Source organism: Methyloceanibacter sp., from assembly GCF_050726195.1.
Classification (GTDB): Bacteria; Pseudomonadota; Alphaproteobacteria; order Rhizobiales; family Methyloligellaceae; genus Methyloceanibacter.
Window position 1 is genome coordinate 59,964 of sequence record NZ_JBOHJC010000006.1, and the last position, 17,495, is coordinate 77,458.

Below are 17,495 nucleotides of genomic sequence, written 5' to 3' on the forward strand. Positions count from 1 at the left end.
GCCTTGTCAGCCGGCCCGCAGCAGATGCAGGCTGAAGAGTTGCTCGGCGTCAGTCCAAGCGTGCACCGGCTGCCAGCCTGAGATGCGCGCCAGCGCTTGGAACTCCGCCACCGAATATTTATGCGAATTCTCGGTGTGGATGCGCTCGCCCTTGGCAAAGGGGAAGCGGCGGCCGAGCACAAGCGCCGTCTGATCGGCGAGGCTCTTCAGATACATTTCCATCCGTCCTGCTGTCTCGTTCCAGATCGCCTCATGGGCGAAGGCCGAAAGGTCGAACGTGCCGTCGAGCTCGCGGTTGATCCGGGCAAGCAGATTGAGATTGAAGGCGGCGCTCACGCCCTCGGCGTCGTCATAGGCCGGCACGAGGATCGACGCCGGCTTCTTCAGGTCGACGCCGACGAGGAACATTGCGTCTCCGCCCAAGAGATGAGCGGCGTTGACGAGAAATGCCCGCGCCTCGTCATGGCTCAGATTGCCGATGGTCGATCCGGAGAAGAATCCGAGCCGCCGGCGGCCCTGAGCGATGGGCGGCAGCGCGCGCGTCTTTGTGAAATCGGCAATCAGCGGGACGATGGTGAGGTCTTCGTGCCGCACCCCGAGCCAAGCCATGGCCTCGCGCAGGCATTCGGGTGCGATCTCGATGGGGATATAGGCGGGAATGTTGCCGAGCGCCTCGATCAGGAGACTCGTCTTGCGGCTCGAACCGGAACCGAACTCGACGAGCACCCTGTCCGCGCCCGCTAGCCGCGCGATGTCCGCGCCGTAGGCCTTGAGCAGCGCCGTCTCGACCCTGGTCGGGTAGTACTCCTCGAGCCGCGTGATCGCCTCGAACAGCTCGGAGCCCCGCGCATCGTAGAGGAAGCGGCAGGGAATAGAGCGCGGCCGCCGCCACAGTCCCTTAAGCACCGCCTCGACGAAGTCGGCGCGCGCGGCCGCGCGCCGCGCCGACGGCGAAGGCCCGTGCCGGTGTTCGGCCAGCAGGGAGGACGCGTCGCTTGCCATCAGGCGTCCGCCGCGAGCCTGAGGCCGGTGAACTGCCAGCGCTGATGTGGGTAGAAGAAATTGCGGTAGGTGCGCCTGATATGGCCCTCGGGCGTGGCGCAGGAGCCGCCTTTGAGCACGAACTGATTGCACATGAACTTGCCGTTATATTCGCCCACGGCGCCGGGAGCGGTCTTGAAGCCAGGGTAGGGAAGGTAGGCGCTTGCCGTCCATTCCCATACGTCGCCGAACATCTGTTGAAGCCCATCGCCGGGCTTCGCGGGCATGGGCCGCAAATGACCGGCCCCGAGCGTACGCCCTTCGACCGGCACGCTCGCCGCCGCGACCTCCCACTCGAACTCGGTGGGGAGCCGGTAGCCGGACCAGCGAGCGAAGGCGTCCGCTTCATAGTAGCTCACATGGGTGACCGGCGCTGCGGGATCGACGGGGCGGAAGCCCAAGAGGCTCATCTGCATGAAACCGCCGTCAGCCTCCTCGACATAGAGCGGGCCGCGCCAATCATTCGTATTGACGGTGGCCCAACCGTCGGCGAGCCACAGGGTCGGGGTACGGTAACCGCCATCTTCGATGAACGCGATCCACTCTTCATTGGTGACACAGCGACCGGCGAGCTTGAACGGGCGGATCAGCTGCTCGTGCCGGGAGCCTTCGTTGTCGTAGGCGAAGCCGTCGCCGTTATGGCCCACCGCGAAAATGCCGCCGTCGAACGCGGACCAAGTCGGCGGCGCAGGCGTTGCCGCCGGCACGCCAGGCCTGCTGCCGCGATAAGCCGGCTTGAGCGGGCCCGACGCGAACAGGCTCAGGATATCCGTGAGCAACAGCTCTTGATGCTGCTGCTCGTGGTTGATGCCGAGCTCGACAAGCTCGGTCGCCTCCTTGGGCATGCTGTCCGCCACCAGGCGGTCGAGCGCTTCGTCGACATGGGCACGATAGGCGCGCACTTGGTTCGCGGAAGGCCGCGTGAGCAGCCCGCGCTTCGGGCGCGGATGCCGCGGCCCGACGCTTTCATAGTAGGAGTTGAAGCAATACTCGAAGGTCTCGTCGAACAGCCGGTAGTCTGGCAGGAAGCGCGTGAGCAGAAACGCCTCGAAGAACCATGTCGTGTGCGCGAGGTGCCATTTGGTCGGGCTCGCGTCGTCCATCGCCTGAACGACCTGATCCTCGTCGCTGAGCGGCTCCGCCAGCTCGAGCGACAGGCGGCGCGTTTCCATCAGGCGATCGTGCTGGGATGTAGACTTCGGCTCGGTTCCGCGCCGGGCCTCGGCGAGAACGCTATGACTGAGGCTCATGGTCCCTCCGGGGGTTCGGGGCCCTGTCCCAAAACACGCGATTTACCAGCTTGTTCCGCTTCGCGAAATGATCAACCATGCACAATTCCGTGACGATTGCTTGATTCTAGGGAGCATCCCCGTGCTCGAGACGGACACCCAAGGCCAGGATCCGCTTCACATTTTCGACGGCCGCCAGTCCGAGGCCGCAGCCGCGCTACAACGTGGCGTCTGCCGCACGTTTCGCGCGCTAGGCCACTCGGTGTTGACCGAGCTTCCGCTCGCCAACGGCCGCCGCGCCGACGTGGTGGCGCTTTCGGGGTCTGGCGACATTCTCATTGTCGAGATCAAGTCCTGCCTCATCGACTATCGCACCGACGGGAAGTGGCACGAATATCTCGACTATTGCGACCGCCTCTATTTTGCCGTCGCCGCCGACTTCCCCTGCGAGGTGATCCCGGACGCGGCCGGGCTCATCCTTGCCGACCGCTATGGCGCAGAGCTCTTGCGCGAGCCGGCCGAAGCGCGGCTCAGTGCGGCGCGGCGCAGAGCCATGATGCTGTCCTTCGCGCGGGCGGCGGCGCTGCGCTTGCAGCATCACCTCGACCCCGGCTGCGGATTTGAGAGTTAGATTTCCAATATCCCCGTCATGGCCGGGCTTGTCCCGGCCATCCACGATTTCGTCACCGCGGGCTAAGACGTGGATGCCCGGCACAAGGCCGGGCATGACAAGAGAGGAGGTAACCGCGGGAGGTTATTTCGGGGCGCGCTTGGCGAGGATGCGCTGCAAGGTGCGGCGATGCATGTTGAGCCGCCGCGCCGTCTCCGAGACGTTGCGGTTGCACAGCTCGTAGACCCGCTGGATGTGTTCCCACCGCACGCGGTCGGCAGACATCGGGTTCTCCGGCGGCGGCGCCTTGGCGTCGCCCTGCGCGACCAGCGCGTTATAGACGTCGTCGGCGTCAGCAGGCTTCGCCAGATAGTCGACCGCGCCGAGCTTCACCGCGGTGACCGCAGTGGCGATATTGCCGTAACCAGTAAGCACCACGGCTCTTGCGTCGGGACGCAGGTCCTTGAGCGCCGCGATGACGTCGATGCCGTTGCCGTCCTCGAGCCGCATGTCGACGACGGCGAAGGCCGGCGGGCGCCGCCTGAGCGAGGCAAGGCCCTCCTCGACTGAGGCGGCCGCCTCGACCTCGAAACCGCGCGCCTCCATGGCGCGGGCGAGCCGGGCGAGAAAGGCGCGATCGTCGTCGACGATTAGAAGGGTTTGGTCCTGGGGCACGCGAGCGCTCTGCGGCGTCGCCGGGAAATATTGCATGTCCATAGCCGGGCTCCTCTCACGCTGCTCCGGCCCAACTTTGGCGTAACTTCCCAGGCGAATTGGCGAATTTCTTTGGCGTAGAGGTATGCGCTTTCGCCCCGCCAAGCAAGCCTCGCCATCAGCCGGTCGCACATCAGGATGAACCGGATAGGTTTTTTTAGACGTTATTACAGGATTCGAAGCGAACTTTGGGCGTTTTTGCGGGATTCCAAACAAAGACGGCGCGCGGCAAGCGGGGACCTAGATGAACGGCATGGGCTCCGCCACGTCCTTGCCCGGCGCCTGCTCGAATTTCGCCCGCGGCCAGACCACCTTGACCATGGCACCCCCTTCCGGCCGGTTGGCGAGCTCGAGCCGCGCGCCGGAACGCTCCAGCAGCGTCTTAGCGATGAAGAAGCCGAGCCCCATACCGACATCGTCAGGCGCCTCTTCGTCCCAGCTCTCGCTCGGCCGCGTGGTGATGAACGGTTCGCCGAGCTGCTCCAGCACGTCCGGCGGGAAGCCTGAGCCGTCATCGGCGACCACCACGGTCACGTCATCCTCCGACCAGTGTGCGTCGACCTCGACCTTGCTCGCCGCGAAGTCGATGGCGTTCTCCACGAGATTGCCGAGGCCGTAGATGACGCCGGGATTGCGTTGGGCGACCGGCTCGCGCGCCGCGGCGCTGCCTGGCTCCGCGCCTTCGGCTGGACCGGTCTTCACCTCGATCGGCAAGTCCACGAACCGGTGCGGTGCCACCACTTCCTCGATCAGATGGCTCACCGGCATGCGCGAGACGATGATGTCGAGCTGCTCGCCGTGCCCCGCGAGCTCCGACAGGATCTGGCGGCAGCGCTCGGCCTGCGCCCGCAACAGCACAAGATCGTCGTAGTGAGGATCGTCCGGCTTGGCGTCGCGCAAAAGTTCCTTGGTGACCACGGCGACGGTCGCCAGCGGCGTGCCGAGCCCGTGCGCCGCCGCGGCGGCAAGTCCGTCGAGCGCCGACAGCTTCTGCTCGCGGGCGAGCACCATCTCGGCGGCGGCGAGCGCCTCCGCCATGCGCCGTCCTTCCTCGGCCGTGCGCCACGAATAGAAGCCGATGAACAGGATGCCCGACACCACCGCCGCCCACACCCCCATCACGTAAGGCAGTGGGAGATCCAAGGTCGAATGACTGAACCAGGGAAGCGGATAGTGAAACGTCGTGAGCAGAGTGGCCGCGCCGATGGCGAGCACGCCGAGCGCCACGGTGATCCTGAGCGGCAAGGTCGAGGCCGACACGGTAACCGGCGCAATGAGCAGGAAGGCGAAGGGATTCTCCAGCCCGCCGGTGAGATAAAGCAGCGCCGCGAGCTGGAGGATGTCGTAGCCCAGCATCATGAGGGCGTAGTTGCTCTTGAGCCGCTGGCTCGCCGGGTAGCGGATGCGCAGCGCCACGTTGAGCCACGCCGACAGAGCGATGACCGCGAGGCAGCCGCCGATGGGCAGGTCGATGCCGAGCACCCAATAGGCGCCGATCACCGTGATGCTCTGGCCGAGCACGGCGAGCCAGCGCAACCGTACGATGGTCTGGAGCCTGAGCCTGCTCTCGCCCGCGCGCAGCCACTCCGGCACCGTGGCACGGCGGGCGGTTTGACTGGCGGTTTGACTATTGTCGAGGGCGGCCATAGTTGAACCCTAGCACGTGGCGTCGAGCCATAATTCCGACAAAGCGGACGCGCAGCGCAAGGCCATGAACGAAACGGCCGCGAATTTTTGTAAAGATACAGACGCCGGCCGGGACCTCGCCGGCGCGCCCGTGGTCGTGCGCGGGCTCGTAAAGCGCTACGGCGCCGTCACCGCCGTCGATCACATTAGTTTTACCATCGACGCCGGCACGACCGTGGCGCTGCTTGGCGGCAACGGCGCTGGCAAGACAACGACCATCGCCATGCTGCTCGGCCTCGTCAAGCCGAGCGCGGGCGAAGTGCTTGTGTTCGGCGCCGATATGAGCCGCAATCGCTTCGACGTAGCCCAACGCATGAACTTCCAAAGTCCCTACGTCGATCTCCCGCAGCGGCTCACGGTCAGGCAGAATCTCACTGTCTATGCCGGTCTCTACGGCATCGCCAACGCGACCGACCGCATCGCCTCTGTCGCCGCGCATTTGCAGATCGAGCCGCTCCTCGACCGGCCGACCGGCAAGCTGTCCGCCGGCCAGAAGACGCGGGTCGGCCTCGCCAAGGCGCTGCTCAACGCACCCGAGCTTCTGCTGCTCGACGAGCCAACCGCCTCGCTCGACCCTGATACTGCCGACTGGGTCCGGCAGAAGCTCAAGGACTATGCGCGGAGCCGGAACGCCACCCTCCTCATCGCCTCGCACAACATGGCCGAGGTGGAGCGCCTCGCCGATCGCGTCATCCTGCTGCAAGCGGGGCGCATCATCGAGGACGAGAGGCCGAAGGCACTGATCGAAAGCTACGGCAGGGAGACGTTGGAGGACGTATTCCTCGATCTCGTGCGCGGGCGCACCAAACACGCAAGCGATCGCGACGTCGAGGAACAGCCGAGGAAGGCGTCATGACCGCCTACCGAACGGCCATCGGAAACGTCGAGCCGGTACTCCTGCCGCCGAGCGGACTTCAGGCTTCGCTCCGGCGCGTGGGGGCGCTGGTCCGCCGCTACACCTACCTCTTGCGCAGCTCCGGCGTGCGGCTGGTGGAGCTAATCTACTGGCCGTTCCTCCAGATGCTCACCTGGGGCTTTTTGCAGACCTATCTCGCTGGTACCGATAATCCCTATGCGCAAGCGGCCAGCGTGCTCATCGGCTCGGTGCTCTTGTGGGATATTCTGTTCCGCTCGAAGATCGGCTTCTCCACCACCTTCATCGAGGAGATGTGGTCGCGCAATCTCGGCAATCTGCTGACGAGCCCGTTGCGCCCCTACGAGCTTGTCGCCGCGCTCAGCCTATGGAGCATCATCCGGCTTGGCGTCAGCATGGTGCCGGTCGCCATCGCCGCCTATTTCCTCTTCGGCTTCAACCTGCTCGATCTCGGGCTCGCGTTGGTCGCGTTCTTCTTCGTCCTCGTGCTGACCAGTTGGTCGCTCGGCTTGATCGCCGCCGGCGTGATCCTACGCTATGGGCTTGGCGCAGAGGAGCTTGCCTGGTCGCTCGCCTTTTTGCTCTTGCCACTCTGTTGCGTGTATTACCCGGTGTCGGTGCTGCCAGATTGGCTCCAGCCGGTTGCGCTCGCGCTGCCACCGACCCACGTGTTCGAAGGCATGCGCTCCATTCTCTTGCACCACACCTTCGATGCGACGCGGCTGTGGTGGGCGCTCGGACTGAATGCGGTCTATCTGGTGGCGGGCTATGCCACGTTCAGCTGGTTCCTGGGCAGCGCGCGCGAGAACGGCACCTTGCTGCAGCTTGGTGAGTAACGCACATGCGACGGTCTCTGCTTCTCGTCATCCTTGCCGGCTTCCTTGGCGGCGCGCTGATTGGCGCCGGGCTCCTCATCCTCAACACAGATACGCAAAACGCGCGCGTCCAGACGTCCGGCAAAGCGCTCGTTGGCGGGCCGTTCGCGCTCATCGGCAAGGACGGCAAGACTGTCACCGATCAGGATTTCCGCGGGCGTCATATGCTCGTGTTCTTCGGCTTCACACATTGCCCCGACATCTGTCCGGCTGAGTTGCAGGTCATGGCGGCGGCGTTGGACGGGCTCGGCGACGATGCGAAGAAAGTCGTCCCCATCTTTATTTCGCTCGATCCCGAACGTGACACGCCGGACGTGGTGACCGCCTATGTGGAGAATTTCGGGCCGAACTTTGTCGGGCTGACCGGCTCGCCCGAAGCTGTCGCGCAAGCGGCGAAAGCGTACCGTGTCACGTACAGCAAGTTTGAGCACAAGGATAAGCAGGGTGATTACGCCTATAGCATCGATCACTCGGCGCTTGCCTATTTGATGGGCCCTGACGGCGAATACATCACGCACATTCCTTACGGCACACCCGCGACGAAGATGGCGGAAACCCTACGACGCTACCTTTAGCCGCGCGGCCGATGCCCCTGCGGCAAGGTGTCATTGCAGTGCAGCATAGAATCACCATTTGATTCCGCGATGCAGCATTAGACTGCTGCTTAGTCGGAGGGATTCATGCTGTACCACCTTTATGAGCTGAACCAGGCTGCGCTGCGTCCTGCGCGGGCTGCGGCCGACGCCTACCGGCTTCTATTCCGGAATCCACTCAATCCGGCGTCGTATACGCCACTCGGCCGCGGTGCTGCCGCCGCGCTCGAATTGTTCGAGCGCTCGACGCGCCGCTACCGCAAGCCGGCCTGGGGGATCGACAAGGTTGCGGTGGACGGAAGCGAGGTCGCGGTGCACGAGCGGCCGGTCATCGCCAAGCCGTTCTGCAACCTCGTTCACTTCGAGCGCGACGTGCCTGCGTCGCGTCGGCGCAACGATCCGAAGGTGCTGGTCGTGGCGCCCATGGCCGGGCATTTCTCGACCTTGCTGCGCGGCACGGTGCGCGACCTGCTCCCCGATCACGAGGTCTATGTCACCGAATGGCAGGACGCGCGCTTCGTGCCGCGCGCCGCAGGCCCCTTCGACCTCGACGTCTATATCGACTACATCATTGAATTTCTGCGCTACTTCCGCGGCAAGGTGCACGTCATGGCGGTGTGTCAGCCGACCGTGCCGGTGTTCGCCGCGGTCTCGCTGATGGAGGCACGGGGCGATTGGTTCGTGCCGCGCTCCATGATCCTCATGGCCGGGCCGATCGATGCGCGGATGAGTCCGACCGCCGTCAATCGCTTCGCCGACGGCAAGCCGCTGAGCTGGTTTCGCCATAACGTCATCACTCAGGTCCCGTGGCCCTATCCGGGCATGATGCGCCTCGTCTATCCGGGCTTCCTCCAGCTCTCCGGCTTCATGGGCATGAACATCGACCGGCATCTCACGGCGCACCGCGACCTGTTTCACAATCTCATACGCGGCGACGGCGACTCCGCCGACAAGCATCGCGAGTTCTACGACGAGTTCTTGGCCGTGATGGACCTGACGGCCGAATACTACCTCCAGACCATCGAGACCGTGTTCCTCGAGCACAAGCTTCCCAAGGGTGAAATGCTCCACCGTGGCGTCCCAGTCGACCCAAGCAAGGTCCATCGGGTGGCCCTCATGACCGTTGAGGGTGAGAAGGACGATATTTCCGGGATAGGCCAGACGGCGGCTGCACATATTTTGTGCAAAAGCCTCCATGAGACCATGCGCGCCCACCATTTGCAGCCCGGCGTGGGCCACTACGGCGTTTTTAATGGTTCGCGCTTCCGGGCCGAAATACTCCCGAAAATCCGTGCATTTTTAAGGGCCAATCAGCGCCGCAGAGGCATTTTGGCGCGGGCTTTCAGGCGGGCTGCCTAAAGCAGAGGCGCGCGCTCCTGTAAGTCCCTGTGCTACTGTATGTCCCCTCAGATTCGGGGTGGCAAAGGGCGTTAGTAGGGAGCGTTTACGATGCTAAAGCGGCTCAATCTCGGGCGCGGGGAGACCATCGAGGTCAAGATTCGGGGCTTGGAAATCCCGATGATCCTTAGGCGCAGCGCGCGAGCGAGACGCTTCAGCCTGCAGGTGAGCGAAGCGCGGCGCGGCGCCCTGTTGACCATGCCGCTCTATTCGAGCTTCGCCGACGCCGACGAGTTCCTGTCGCGCCATCTCGACTGGCTGAAAGAGCGGGTGGCCATCCTGCCGGACCCCGTGCCCTTTGCTGACGGCGCCATCATTCCGCTGCGCGGCTTCGCCCACGTCATCCGCTTCGCCGGCGCGGTGCGCCGCCGCGGCGTCGTCTGGGTCGAGGAGCCGGAGGCCGCGAAGGCCGCGCCGGCATGGCCGGCGGGCGCGCGCGTCTCGGCCCGGCGTCTGCCGCGCCTTCATGTGTCGGGCGAGAAGGTGCACGCATCGCGGCGTCTGCTCGACTGGCTGAAGCGCCAGGCCCATCTCGACCTCAAGGCTCGCGTCGATCTGCACGCCAGGCGTCTCGATCTGACGCCGAAGCGGATCTATGTGCGCGACCAGACCACGCGCTGGGGCTCATGCTCGACGTCAGGTGCGCTGTCCTTCTCCTGGCGCCTCTTGCTCGCGCCGCCCTTCGTGCTCGACTATCTCGCCGCGCATGAAGTGGCGCATCTTGCCCACATGAATCACGGGCCGCGCTTCTGGTCGCTTGTCGCCCGCACCATGCCGCGCCACGAGGAGGCACGGAACTGGCTGCGCAAATATGGATCGAGCCTGCATGCTTACGGCGCCGAGGGGATGCACCCCTCCTCGCAAGGCCGTTCGCCGAAGCGCAGCATCGAATAGCGGACCGGCTAGCCGCCGCCGAAAATCCCGAGCACACGCTGATAGAGCGGCATGTCCTGGCCACCTTTGTTCTTCGTGGAGGGCGAGGACCATGGCATGCGGACGGCGATGGCGTCTTGTAGCGGACGCGGGCCGTGCGTGCCTGGCAGCGGCAGGGGCTGCTTGTTCTGGTGGGCGTAGAACATGGTGTCGTGCCATAGCTCCGCCGGCAAAGTGCCGCCCGTCACTTTGCTCATGCGCGCGCCGTCGTCGTTGCCGATCCACACGCCGGCCACATAGTGCGCCGTATAGCCGACGAACCAGGCGTCCCGGGAATTCTGGGTGGTGCCGGTCTTGCCGGCCGCCGCATGCTCCGGGATCGCCGCGCGCTTGCCCGTGCCGCGCATGATGGCGGCGTTCAGCATGTCGTTCATGGCGCCCACGTGATTGAGCGCCACCACCTGGCCGGTGGTCGACTGGCGGCGGCGGTAGAGCGCCTTGCCGTCGCCGTTCGTGACCCGCGTGATGACGTGGGGCAGCACGCCCTGGCCGCCATTGGCGAACGGCGCGTAGGCGCCGGCCAGCTCGAGCAAGGTCACCTCGGCGGTGCCGAGCGCAATCGACGGCTGGGCATGCAAGGTGGAATTGATGCCGAGGCGCCGCGCCGTGCGCACCACGCGCCAGGCGCCGACATCGGCGGTGAGCTTGGCCGCCACCGTGTTCAGCGAGTGCGCCATGCTGTAGCGCAGCGTCACCTGGCCCTTGTAGTCGTCGGTGTAGTTCTCGGGCGTCCAGCCGCCGATATTAACCGGCCCGTCATAGGCGACCGAGTCGGGCGTGTAGCCGCTCTCCAGCGCCGCAAGGTAGACGAACGGCTTGAACGCCGAGCCGGGCTGACGCAGCGATTTGATCGCCCGGTCGTAGGGGGAGAGCGTATAGGACCGCCCGCCGACCAGCGCCTTCACGCTGCCCCATGGATCGAGCACCACCACCGCGCCTTCGCCGGCGCCGTGCGCCGCGCCCTCGCCGTCCAGCAGCTTGCGCAAGCGTTCCTGTGTTGCGCGCTGAAGACTCGCATCGATCGTGGTTTCGACGACGAGGTCGCCTTCGTGCTCGCCGACATATTCCGGCAAGAGTTCCGCCACCCAATCGACCGTGTAGGGAAAGCCTGTGTCGTCACCCTTGGCGCGCAAGGTGAGCGGCTGGCGCGCCGCGGCGGCGGCCTCTTCCGCGGACAGGAAGCCTGCGTCCACCATGTTGTCGAGCACTTGGTCGGCCCGCGCGCTCGCTAGGGTCGCGCTCCGCGTCGGCGCGTAGCGCGACGGCGCCTTGAGAAGCCCGGCCAGCAGCGCGGACTGGGGCAGGCTGACGGCGCGCGCCGACTTGCCGAAATAGTGCCGCGCCGCGGCCTCTACGCCGTAGGTGCCGCCGCCGAAATAGACACGGTTGAGATAGAGCTCGAGGATCTCGTCCTTGGTGAAGCGCTGCTCGAGCCACACGGCGTAGATCAGCTCCTCCAGCTTGCGCGTCATCGTGCGCTCCGGCTTGAGGAACAGGTTCTTGGCGAGTTGCTGGGTGATGGTCGAGCCGCCTTCGACCACGGCGCCGGCGCTCACGTTGCGATAGGTGGCGCGGGCGAGACCCACGGGATCGATGCCGTAATGGTGATAGAAGCGGCGATCCTCCGTCGCCATCACCGCCTTGATGAGATGCGGCGGCAGCGATTCGACGCGAATGTGTCCGCGGCGTAAGCCGCGCTCGGCGAGCACCGTGCCGTCGGCGGCGAGGATCGTCACGTTGGGCGGCCGGTCGTCGAGGGTGGCGAGGATCGGGTCCGGCACTTTGGCGATGAAATAGACCACCGCGCCGGCGAGGATGATGGTGCCCCAGATGGCGGCAAGCAGGCCGAAGCGGAGCGCCTTGAACAAATAAGGATGCTGCCTGACCGCGCGGCGGAGGCGCCAAAGCCGGCCTTTGCGCCTTGCCGGCCCGCGGCGCGATTGGGGCCGACGCGCGCGGTCGCCGGGGCCCGCGCGCCGTCGTCCGCCAGATCCGGGTCTTACGCCCCGCCGCGCCCCTTGCATGCCTTGCCGCCCCGAACTGAACGCACGAACAGGAGCCCGCTAGGGCAGCTGACCGCCCCGCGCAAGGCTCCTTGTGGCGGTAACCCTAAGGCCTCCGCCTTGCCATGCCGTTAAGGGGTGGGGGATGGGGTGGGTCGAAGCCTTACTTCACCCGAGATTTCAGTGGAAAGCGCTCCGGGTGCTCAATGATCTCTTCCGTCAGGTCGACATCGAGGTCCGGCCAGTAGAAATGCCCCTGCCGCGGTTCCTCCACCTTGAGAATGGCTGCGAGAGGAACATCCTTGAACCACGGGAACTGCTCATAGGGCAAAAACAGCTCCTTCTCGCGAGCCAGCAGCCACACGCCTTGGGAGGAGACATGTGTGACCTCAGCTCCCGAAGTGCTCGTGCCAAGCGCGAATGATTCTGCCATGGTTTGCCTCGATTATCGCTTCGGCTTCTGCGAGCTGCTTGCTGGATAGGCCATGATTGCGGGCCAATGCCAATCGTGGCTCTAGCCAATATTTTGCCTCGCCGCCAGGCGTTTCAACGTGAATGCGGCAGCGGGGTTCTTCCCTCGAAAAGAAGAAAAAGCGATAGCCCTTCTCGCGAAGGACGGTCGGACTCATTGGCGGCGGTTGTCCAACAATCCTCACACATCCAAATTGGCGACTTGCAGCGCGTTTTCCTGGATGAACTCGCGCCGCGGCTCGACCAAGTCGCCCATCAGCCGCGAGAAGATGTCGTCGGCATCCTCGCCTTCCTTGATCTTCACCTGGAGGATGGTGCGCGTTTCGAGATCGAGCGTGGTGTCCCACAGCTGCTCCGGGTTCATCTCGCCCAAGCCCTTGTAGCGCTGGAGCGAGAGCCCCTTGCGGCCGGTCTCCATCACCGCATCGAGCAGGTCGGAGGGTCCATGCACGGCGAGGCTCGTCTCCTTCCGCTTCAAGGTGGCGGGTTTGGCGTAGACCTCCTGGAGATGGGGCGCATAGTGGTCGAGCTTGAGCGCGTCGGCGGAGGCGATGAACGGCCCGTCGATCAGGTGGGACTCCATCACGCCGCGCAACTCGCGCCAGAAGCGCAAGCCACCCTCTTGAAGCGCCTCGCCGTGCCAGCCGCGCTCGGTCTCCTCAGATAGCGCGTCGAGGCGCCTGGCGATATAGGCGGCCGCGGCCTGCGCCTGCTTGGTGTCCTTCAGCACTTTGGGGTTGAGCGCGCCGGCGATCGCCGCCTGCTCGACGACGAAGCGCGGATAGCGGCTGTGCAGGCCCTTGAGGATCGCGGTGACCTTGCGCGCAGTCTCGACGATGTCGCGCAAGTCGCCGCCGCCGCGCGCTGCATTGTCGCCTGTCATCAGCACGGCGTCCTCCAGGCCCTCGCCGATGAGATAGTCCTCGAGGCTCTTCTCGTCCTTGAGGTAGCGCTCTTGGTTGCCGCGTTTCACCTTGTAGAGGGGAGGCTGGGCGATGAAGAGATGGCCCGCCTCGATCACCGACGGCATCTGCCGGTAGAAGAACGTCAACAGAAGTGTGCGGATGTGCGAGCCGTCCACGTCGGCGTCGGTCATGATGATGACCTTGTGGTACCGGAGCTTCGCGAGATCGAACTCATCGCCGATGCTCGTGCCGAGCGCGGTGATGAGCGTGCCGATCTCGGCGCTCGACAGCATCTTGTCGATGCGCGCGCGCTCGACGTTGAGGATCTTGCCGCGCAACGGCAGCACCGCCTGAAACGCGCGGTCGCGCGCCTGCTTGGCGCTGCCGCCGGCGGAATCGCCCTCGACCAGGAATAGCTCGGACTTGGCGGGATCGCGCTCCTGGCAGTCGGCGAGCTTGCCGGGGAGGGAGGCCATGTCGAGCGCGCCCTTGCGGCGGGTGAGATCGCGGGCTTTGCGGGCGGCCTCGCGCGCGGCCGCGGCCTCGACGATCTTCTGCACGATGTTGCGCGCTTCACCCGGATTCTCCTCGAACCATTGCGACAGCGCCTCCGCCATCACGCCCTCGACCACCGGGCGCACCTCTGAGGACACGAGCTTGTCCTTGGTCTGGCTCGAGAATTTCGGGTCTGGCGCCTTGACCGACAGAACGCAAGTCAGTCCCTCGCGCGCGTCATCTCCGGTCAGCGCCACCTTCTCCTTCTTGGCGATGCCCGACTCCGCGGCATAGGTGTTGACCGTGCGCGTCAGCGCCGCGCGGAAGCCGGCGAGATGCGTGCCGCCGTCGCGCTGCGGGATGTTGTTGGTGAAGCACAGCACGTTCTCGTGGTAGCTGTCGTTCCACCACAGCGCCGCCTCGACCGTGATGCGGCTTTGCGTCCGTTCGACCACCACGGGCTCGTTGATGAGCGGGTGTTTGGTGCGGTCGAGGAATTTGACGAACGCGCGCAATCCGCCCTCGTAGTGCATCTCCTCGACCTTCGGCTCGACGCCGCGATGGTCCGACAGCGTGATGCGCACGCCGGAATTCAGGAAGGCAAGCTCGCGCAGGCGGTGCTCAAGGGTCGCATAGTCGAAGTCGACCATGGTGAAGGTGACGGTCGACGGTACGAAGGTGAGGCGCGTGCCGGTCTTGCCGCCCGCATCGCCAACGGCTTTCAGCGGCGCCTTGGCGACGCCGTCGGCAAAGCGAATGGCGTGCTCCTTGCCGTCGCGCCAGATGATCAGCTCGAGGTGGCTCGACAGCGCGTTCACCACCGACACGCCGACGCCGTGCAGTCCGCCAGACACCTTGTAGGAGTTCTGGTCGAACTTCCCGCCGGCGTGGAGCTGGGTCATGATCACTTCGGCCGCCGACACGCCTTCGCCTTTGTGGATCTCGGTCGGGATGCCGCGGCCGTTGTCCTCCACCGTCACCGAGCCGTCGGCGTTGAGCGTGACGTGAATCTCGTCGCAGAAGCCGGCGAGCGCCTCGTCGATGGCGTTGTCCACCACCTCGTAGACCATGTGGTGGAGGCCCGAGCCGTCGTCGGTGTCGCCGATATACATGCCCGGCCGCTTGCGCACGGCGTCGAGGCCTTTCAGCACTTTGATCGACTCTGCGCCGTAATCGGCGGCGGCTTCTGCTTTGCGTTTTGCAGCCGGTGTCATGGTTCCCTGGAGGGTGGTTGTTGGAGGTCGTTGTTGGTCTTGTCGGGCGGCTCGGGCAGCCCTCAGAATCACGCTGCGATAATACCCCGATTCACGGCCAAGATTTGGGCGTCTTGCGCCAACGGCGAAAAAAGTTCCCGGTCTGTTCCAGTCAACCAGGCCTGGGCCCCAAGCCGCAGAATTTCGCCAAAAAGCGCCTCTCTCCGGGCCTGATCCAGGTGCGCCGCGACCTCGTCGAGGAGGACGAGCGGGGAGGTGCCTTCGAGTGCCTTGATCAAATCCGCCTTGGCGAGAATGAGACCCAGAAGCAGCGCCTTTTGCTCGCCCGAGGAGCAGTGCGGCGCAGGCACATTCTTGGGCCCGTGCACCACAATAAGGTCGCTTAGGTGCGGCCCTTCAAGAGTGCGTGACGCCGCACGGTCGCGCTCGCGGCCCTCTTCCAGGATGAGACGGAACAGGTCCTCCACTTCGGTGGCCGGGCGCGCCTGAAGCTCGCTCTCGAGCGTTCCTTCCAGCGCGAGCACCGCATGCGGGAAGGGGCCGTCGCCCCGCGCTGCGCGCGTCTCGTCGATCAGGCCGGAGAGCCGCGCCACCGCGTCGAGCCGCGCCGCGGCGATCGCCGTGCCGGCTTCCGCCATCTGCTCCTCGAGGCCCTCGAACAGTGCGCGCGCATATTCGCGCATCTGGAACAGTCGATTGCGTTGGCGCATGGCCCGGTCGTAGCGGCCGAGCGGCTTGCGCATCTTGGGATCGACGGCGAGCACGAGCCGGTCGAGGAAGCGCCGCCGCTCGGACGCCGGCCCGGTGAACAGGCCGTCCATGGCGGGAATGAGGAACACGTGCTGCACGTAGTCGCCGAGCGCGCCGGTGCTACTCTCCTTGCCGGCGATGCGCACGGTGCGGCCCGCGCCCTCTTCGCGGGTGCCGGGCATGAAGCCGGTGCCGATATCCACCTCGCCGTGGCGCGACATGACCGTGGCGGCGATGGCGAAGCCACCGTTTCCGTCCTTGCGGCAGAGCTCGCCATAGGGTCGTCCGCGCAGGCCGTGACCCGCGCCAAGCAGCGACACCGCTTCGAGCAGATTGGTCTTGCCCGAGCCGTTGTCGCCCACGAGCACGACCGGCGATGCGTCGAGCTCGAGCCGCGCGCTTGCGTAGTTGCGGAAGTCGCTGAGCATGAGCGCCTTGACGTAGAGGCGCTGTGGCGCGTGGCCGGTCCCTTCCGCCGCCAACGCCTCGCCGTGACCCTCTTCGCGCGCTTTTGCCCTCATACCCGCATCGGCATGAGCACGTAGAGCGCGGACGCGTCCTTCACGTCACGCACCATGGTGGGAGAGCCCGGGTCGGCGAGCTGGAACTCGGCGGTGCCGCTTTCCAGCTGCCCCGAAATGTCGAGCAGATAGCGGGCGTTGAAGCCGATTTCGAGTGGGTCGAAGCCGTAGTCCACGGGCAGCTCCTCGGTGGCGCTGCCGGAGTCCGGATTGTTGACCGACAGCACCAGCTTGCCGTCAGTGAGCGCGAGCTTCACCGCGCGGCCCTTGTCGCTCGACAGGGTGGAGACCCGGTCGACGGCCTGGGCGAAGGCGGCGTTGTCCACCTCCATGCGCTTGTCGTTGCCTTGCGGGATCACACGTTCATAGTCGGGGAAGGTGCCGTCGATGAGCTTCGAGGTGAGGATCACGCGGCCGGCGGTGACGCGGATCTTCGACGGCGACAGCTCGATGCGCACCTCGCCGTCGGCGTCCTCCACGAGCTTGGAGAGTTCGAGCACCGTCTTGCGCGGCACGATCACGCCCGGCATGCCCTTGGCGCCTGAGGGGAGCGGCTGCTCGACCTGGGCAAGCCGGTGCCCGTCGGTGGCCACCGCCCGCAATGTCGGCTTGCCGCCGCTCTCCGCGGCATGGAGGTAGATCCCGTTCAGGTAATAGCGCGTCTCCTCGGTGGAGATGGCGAAGCGCGTCTTCTCGATCAAGCGCTTGAGTTCGGCGGCCGACAGGGGGAAGGCATGGCCGAGATCGTCGACGCTGAGCGCCGGGAAGTCGTCAGCCGGCAAGGTCTGGAGCGAGAACTGCGCCGGCCCGCTGGTGATGACGAGCCGCTCCTGCTCGGCGTCGCGCTCGAGCGTGATCTCGTTCCCCTCGGGCAGCTTGCGCACGATGTCGTAGAACATATGCGCCGGCACCGTGATCGCGCCGTCCCCCTTAGACTGGCAGGGCACCGTCTCCACGAGCTCCATGTCGAGGTCGGTCGCGGTCAGCTTGAGCGCGTTGGCGCCCGCGCCCAGCAGCACGTTCGACAGGATGGGGATGGTATTGCGCCGCTCGACCACGCTCGCCACGTGGGCGAGCGCCTTGGCGAGACCCGGCTTGTCGATGGTAAGGCGCATGGTTGGAGAATACCCCGAAAATTGACGCATTTTATGCCGGGTGAACCCAGCCCGAAGCTCTTACCGGC

16 protein-coding genes are annotated in these 17,495 nt (G+C 65.5%); 6 read left to right on the forward strand and 10 right to left on the reverse strand.

Features of this window, described 5'->3' with window-relative positions; genetic code table 11:
• Positions 1-6: 6 nt before the first annotated feature.
• Positions 7-1,002, reverse strand: coding sequence for an L-histidine N(alpha)-methyltransferase (gene egtD / locus ACRECX_RS05865; RefSeq protein ID WP_431557886.1), 996 nt, complete (start codon positions 1,000-1,002; stop codon positions 7-9).
• On the reverse strand, positions 1,002-2,291 hold the full coding sequence (gene egtB / locus ACRECX_RS05870; RefSeq protein WP_431557887.1) for an ergothioneine biosynthesis protein EgtB: 1,290 nt from the start codon (positions 2,289-2,291) through the stop codon (positions 1,002-1,004). The genes egtD and egtB overlap by 1 nt, the downstream gene beginning before the upstream one ends.
• A gap of 121 nt (positions 2,292-2,412) precedes the next feature.
• On the opposite strand from egtB, the gene ACRECX_RS05875 reads away from it, so the two are divergent.
• Positions 2,413-2,901, forward strand: coding sequence for an MmcB family DNA repair protein (locus ACRECX_RS05875; protein ID WP_431557888.1), 489 nt, complete (start codon positions 2,413-2,415; stop codon positions 2,899-2,901).
• A 123-nt stretch (positions 2,902-3,024) separates the two neighbouring features.
• Here ACRECX_RS05875 and ACRECX_RS05880 read toward each other — a convergent pair whose 3' ends face one another.
• Both ACRECX_RS05880 and ACRECX_RS05885 read right to left on the reverse strand, forming a co-directional pair.
• Positions 3,025-3,591, reverse strand: coding sequence for an ActR/PrrA/RegA family redox response regulator transcription factor (locus tag ACRECX_RS05880; RefSeq protein ID WP_431557985.1), 567 nt, complete (start codon positions 3,589-3,591; stop codon positions 3,025-3,027).
• Positions 3,592-3,834: 243 nt separating this feature from the next.
• Complete coding sequence (locus ACRECX_RS05885) at positions 3,835-5,241, reverse strand: ActS/PrrB/RegB family redox-sensitive histidine kinase (RefSeq protein ID WP_431557889.1); 1,407 nt, start codon at positions 5,239-5,241, stop codon at positions 3,835-3,837.
• A gap of 64 nt (positions 5,242-5,305) precedes the next feature.
• Between ACRECX_RS05885 and ACRECX_RS05890 the strand changes: the two genes are divergently transcribed.
• The 5 genes from ACRECX_RS05890 to ACRECX_RS05910 all read left to right on the forward strand — a co-directional run bounded on the left by ACRECX_RS05890 (position 5,306) and on the right by ACRECX_RS05910 (position 9,914).
• Entirely contained in the window at positions 5,306-6,136 is an 831-nt protein-coding gene (locus ACRECX_RS05890) for an ABC transporter ATP-binding protein (protein WP_431557890.1), read from the forward strand.
• Complete coding sequence (locus ACRECX_RS05895; RefSeq protein ID WP_431557891.1) at positions 6,133-6,990, forward strand: ABC transporter permease; 858 nt, start codon at positions 6,133-6,135, stop codon at positions 6,988-6,990. Before ACRECX_RS05890 ends, ACRECX_RS05895 begins: the two co-directional genes overlap by 4 nt.
• A gap of 5 nt (positions 6,991-6,995) precedes the next feature.
• Entirely contained in the window at positions 6,996-7,604 is a 609-nt protein-coding gene (locus ACRECX_RS05900) for an SCO family protein (protein ID WP_431557892.1), read from the forward strand.
• Between the two features lie 105 nt (positions 7,605-7,709).
• Positions 7,710-8,981 (forward strand): polyhydroxyalkanoate depolymerase, encoded by a 1,272-nt coding sequence (locus tag ACRECX_RS05905; RefSeq protein ID WP_431557893.1) that lies wholly within the window; start codon positions 7,710-7,712, stop codon positions 8,979-8,981.
• A gap of 90 nt (positions 8,982-9,071) precedes the next feature.
• Entirely contained in the window at positions 9,072-9,914 is an 843-nt protein-coding gene (locus ACRECX_RS05910; protein WP_431557894.1) for a M48 family metallopeptidase, read from the forward strand.
• An 8-nt stretch (positions 9,915-9,922) separates the two neighbouring features.
• Here ACRECX_RS05910 and ACRECX_RS05915 read toward each other — a convergent pair whose 3' ends face one another.
• From ACRECX_RS05915 to dnaN, 6 genes are all read right to left on the reverse strand, one after another.
• The gene (locus tag ACRECX_RS05915) at positions 9,923-11,821 is read right to left on the reverse strand and encodes a transglycosylase domain-containing protein (RefSeq protein WP_431557895.1); all 1,899 of its coding nucleotides are present in this window, start codon (positions 11,819-11,821) and stop codon (positions 9,923-9,925) included.
• A gap of 298 nt (positions 11,822-12,119) precedes the next feature.
• Positions 12,120-12,389: a DUF2442 domain-containing protein gene (locus ACRECX_RS05920; protein WP_431557896.1), complete on the reverse strand. Its 270-nt coding sequence runs from the start codon at positions 12,387-12,389 to the stop codon at positions 12,120-12,122.
• Complete coding sequence (locus ACRECX_RS05925; protein WP_431557897.1) at positions 12,346-12,585, reverse strand: DUF4160 domain-containing protein; 240 nt, start codon at positions 12,583-12,585, stop codon at positions 12,346-12,348. Before ACRECX_RS05925 ends, ACRECX_RS05920 begins: the two co-directional genes overlap by 44 nt.
• A gap of 23 nt (positions 12,586-12,608) precedes the next feature.
• The gene (gene gyrB, locus ACRECX_RS05930; protein WP_431557898.1) at positions 12,609-15,041 is read right to left on the reverse strand and encodes a DNA topoisomerase (ATP-hydrolyzing) subunit B; all 2,433 of its coding nucleotides are present in this window, start codon (positions 15,039-15,041) and stop codon (positions 12,609-12,611) included.
• Positions 15,042-15,109: 68 nt separating this feature from the next.
• Complete coding sequence (gene recF, locus ACRECX_RS05935) at positions 15,110-16,312, reverse strand: DNA replication/repair protein RecF (RefSeq protein ID WP_431557899.1); 1,203 nt, start codon at positions 16,310-16,312, stop codon at positions 15,110-15,112.
• The gene (dnaN, locus tag ACRECX_RS05940) at positions 16,309-17,427 is read right to left on the reverse strand and encodes a DNA polymerase III subunit beta (RefSeq protein ID WP_431557900.1); all 1,119 of its coding nucleotides are present in this window, start codon (positions 17,425-17,427) and stop codon (positions 16,309-16,311) included. The genes recF and dnaN overlap by 4 nt, the downstream gene beginning before the upstream one ends.
• Positions 17,428-17,495: the final 68 nt, after the last annotated feature.